Source organism: Succinimonas sp. (assembly GCF_045225735.1).
Lineage (GTDB): Bacteria > Pseudomonadota > Gammaproteobacteria > Enterobacterales > Succinivibrionaceae > Succinimonas.
In genome coordinates, this window is the sequence record NZ_JBGVBR010000353.1 from 1 (window position 1) to 4,004 (window position 4,004).

A 4,004-nucleotide genomic window follows, 5' to 3' on the forward strand; every position below is an offset into this window, starting at 1 on the left:
CTGGTGATCACCTCGCCATGGAAGGTCATCTCGCCGGAAACCTCCGCATCATACAGAAACACCGGGACATAGAAAGCCCGGACACTCGCAATGCTGGCTTTAAGAAAGGAGTCGGGGACAAACTCCAGGGACTTAAGACGCTTCCGGAACTCCTGAATGAAAAACTCCTGATCATGGGAAAACGGCACTATAAGATCCGGCGCTGCGAAGCTCTGGTTTTCGGGCGAGATTTCTCCGGCAGGATCTTCTCCGGAAGAGTTCTCCGCTCCGGAGATCTTCGTATGACAAAGGGGGCATTCTCCCAGAAGATCTCCGACCCCGCGGCCAACGAGGAGGCGGCAGTGTTCGCAGGGGGCATAATCCGGAGTCCCTGAAGATCTGTTCTCTGACTCCCCGGCATTGGTTTTTGGGGAATGAGAGGAAGGCGAAGAGCGTTCCCGGCGGGCTTTTTTAGCGGCCGCAGCGGCTTCGTACTCCTCAGGAGACAGCTTCACGCCGCATAATGAGCAGGAGAGCTCACGCCGGGAAATGATGTACGAAAGCTCCCCGGAACAATAGGGACAGAGGAGCTTTTCAGTTAAGTTAACAGGAATAATCGCTTTCATGATCCTCAAAATCGCCTGTCTCGTGCTGTTTCGGAGGAGCTTAGCTGCCCCGATCCTGACGCGTCATTTATGTTCTTATGTTCTGTCGCCGGCTGTTACCGCATTCATTATTGCCATTTGCGGTTTTGCGGAAGTCCCGGAAGGAACTCCGCCGATCTCCCGGACTCCGGCCGGTAATCTTTACCTGGAAATGACTGCTCTGTTCCTTTCCGCCGCTGACAGAGGAGAGGCCTTCCGGACTTTTCGCGGCCCTCCCGCAACGGAGAATCAGGGCCGCAGATCCGCCGGGATTCATTCCACGGGTTTAAAAAACGTGCCCGCGCTGCAGTCTTCTCTTTCAGAGGTTTTCTGTCTGTTCCGGTACCGGAGATCCGCTTTTGCCAAATAGGGAATTCCTTCATTGCGGGGAGTCCCGCCGGGCTGCCTTGCCATGCGCCTTATGATCCCGGAGTGGCGATAGCAGATAACGCATACGCCTCCCGCAAGCATGGCCACTATGAACATGAAGGTTCTGCCATGATACTCCGGGGTACCGCAATAAGCCGCCATGATAAAAGCGAGGCCGATAGCCGCCATGAGAGATCCCGTAATGCGCGAGGATTTTCTCCCGGCAAACAGCCGTCTTACCGGAGCAATCACTGAATAAAGAAACATCAGAACGGCCATGGAAAGAGCTCCCAGGATAATGCTCAAGGGAATTTGCAATACCGGCATGTAATACGGGGCCACAAGCCATGCCGCAAGGCCGGTCAGGAGCAGCAGACCGGAAAGGAGCCAGCAGAGCATTTTCACTGCGGAAACGGGAATATCGGCCATAAGCTTTCCGGTCTGGCCGTTCATATGGCAAAGCATCTTTTTCCCGCCCTGCCTTATCTCCATCTGCCACACCGGAAGCCAGGCATAGGAGACCTTCAGGGGCACCAGGGAAACCTGTTTCTTTACGGCTCTGAAGCTAGTAAAGGAATCCCCCTCTGCCAGAAAATACTCAAAGCCGGTCATAAACCGCAATTTGGTGCGCCCGAAATAATCAGACCGCGTGATGGCCGGAACCGTTAAATCCGGGATGGCGGCATAACCCCGGCTCCAGCACCGGGCTCCCCTGCTGTCAAAGGGTTCCAGATTCCGGAAGGCGTAATCGCTTATCTCCCGGGTAAGATTTTCCGGGGAACCGCAATAAAGCTGGCTGCCCCCGGCAGCTATCTCAAATTCCTCAATCAAATAATGATCCTGAGGTTTATAAAGCTCTGTGACCAGCGTGCCATGCAAGCTCATCTCGCCGGAAACCTCCGCATCATACAGAAGCACCGGGACATAGAAAGCCCGGACGCTCTCAATGCCGGCTTCAAGAAAGGAGTCGGGGACAAACTCCAGGGACCTGAGATGCTTCCGGAATTCCTGAATAAAAAACTCCCCGTCCTTTGAAAACGGCACGATAAGATCCGGCGCCCCAAAGCCGGCGTTTTCGGCCGGATTTGCTCCGGCGGAGCGCTCCGCCCCGGCGATATTCTTATGACAGACGGGGCATGCTCCCAGAAGTTCTCCGACACCGCGGCCAACGAGGAGGCGGCAGTTGGCGCAGGGGACGTAATCCGGAGTCCCTGCTGCAGATCTGCGCTCTGCCTCACGGGCTTTCGGGTTTGGCGAGGGAGCGGAAGATGATGACTGAAATGATGAGGAAGACGGAGAGGCAGCAGCGGAAAATACCCCAGAGGAAAAAGATGAAGAAGATCTTTCCCTGCGGGTCTTGGCGGCCACGGCGGTTTCGTACTCCTCCGGCGAAAGCTTCATGCCGCATAAGATGCAGGCAAGTTTCTCCCGGGAAATGATGTACGAAAGCTCCCCGGAGCAATAGGGACAACGCAGCTTTTCAGTTAAATTGTCAGGAATACTCGTTTTCATAATACTCAGATCGCATGTTCTGCCGCCGGGCCGTTTACCGCTTTTTTTTCCATTATTGCCATTTGCGGTTTTTACGCAAGTCCCTGAAGGAACTCCGCAGATCTCCCGGACTCCGGCCGGTACCCGCTGCCTCTTTCCGGCTCTCCCTCAAGGCAAGTAGGCCGTAGGTCCGGGATTCATTCCACCGGCTTAAAAACCGTATCTTTGGTGTACTCGAGTCTTTCGGAGGTTTTCCGGCGGCGCCGGTACCGGAGATGCGATTCTGCCGCATAGGGAGCTCCCTCATTACAGGGATTCCCGCCGGGCTTCCTTGCCTGGCGATTTCTGATCCCGGGATAGCGAAAGGCGATAACGCCCAGGCCTCCCGCCAGCATGGCCAGCATGAACATAACAACTTTTCCGGGACACTCCGGGTTACCGAGATAAGCCGCAATGATGAAAGCGAGGCCGGCGCCTGCCATGAGAGCTCCCGTAATGCGTGAAGCACCCTTCCCGGAAAACACCCGTCTTACCGGAGCAATCACTGAATAGAGCAGCATCAGAATGACCATGCCAATAGCTCCCGCGACGCAGCCGTCGGGAATTTTTGCTATCGGCATGAAATACGGAGCCGTGAGCCATGCCGCAAGGCCGGTCAGAAGCAGAAGCCCGGAAAAGAGCCAGCACGCAATTTTTACGCTGGAAACGGGAATATCGGCCCTGAGCTTTCCGGTCTGGCCGTTCATATGGCAAAGCATCTTCTTCCCGCCCTGCTTTATCTCCATCACCCACACCGGAAGCCAGGCATAGGAGACCTTCAGGGGCATCACGGAAGCGCCTTTCTTTGTAACTCTGAAGCAGGTAAAGGATTCCCCCACGGCCAGAAAATACTCAAAGCCGGTCATAAACCGCGACCTGGCACGCCCGAAATTATCAGTTCCGGTGATGGCCGGAACCGTTAAATCCTGGATGGCGGCATAAACCCGGCTCCAGGGCCGGGCTTCCTTGCTGTCAAAGGGCTCCAGGTTCCGGAAGTCGTAATCGCTTATTTCCCGGGTAAGGTTTTCCGGAGAACCGGAATAAAGCTGACTCCCCGCCGCCTCAACCGCAAATTCCTCCAGCTGGTACATGACACTGCGGTTGGCAGGGACTTTAGTCACTACCTCGCCAATGAAAGAGAGCTCGCCGGAAACCTCCGCATCATAAAGAAACACCGGGACATAAAAAGCCCTGACGCTCTCAATGCGGGCTTCCAGAAAAGAGTCAGGGACAAACTCCAGATTCTTAAGATGCTTCCGGAATTCCTGAATAAAAAACTCCTTCTCCTTTGCAAACGGCACGATTAGATCCGGTGCCGCAAAGCCTGAGTTTTCCGGGGAGCTTTCTGCGGCCGGATCTCTTCCGGCATGAGCATTTCCGGCTGGGTTCTCCGCCCCGGCGATCTTTCTATGACAGACAGGGCATTCACCCAGAAGATCCCGGATTCCGCGGCCAATGTGAAGGCGGCAGTGTGCGCAGGGG

3 protein-coding genes are annotated in these 4,004 nt (G+C 55.3%); all 3 read right to left on the bottom strand.

Annotated elements, in window-relative coordinates:
* Positions 1-605: hypothetical protein (locus ACJROR_RS12500; RefSeq protein ID WP_406547318.1), on the bottom strand; the 605-nt coding region annotated here is incomplete at its 3' end.
* Between the two features lie 291 nt (positions 606-896).
* Positions 897-2,504: a hypothetical protein gene (locus tag ACJROR_RS12505; RefSeq protein ID WP_406547319.1), complete on the bottom strand. Its 1,608-nt coding sequence runs from the start codon at positions 2,502-2,504 to the stop codon at positions 897-899.
* Positions 2,505-2,680: 176 nt separating this feature from the next.
* A complete protein-coding gene (locus ACJROR_RS12510) occupies positions 2,681-3,823 on the bottom strand; it encodes a hypothetical protein (protein ID WP_406547321.1) in 1,143 nt (380 codons plus the stop codon).
* Positions 3,824-4,004 lie beyond the last annotated feature (181 nt).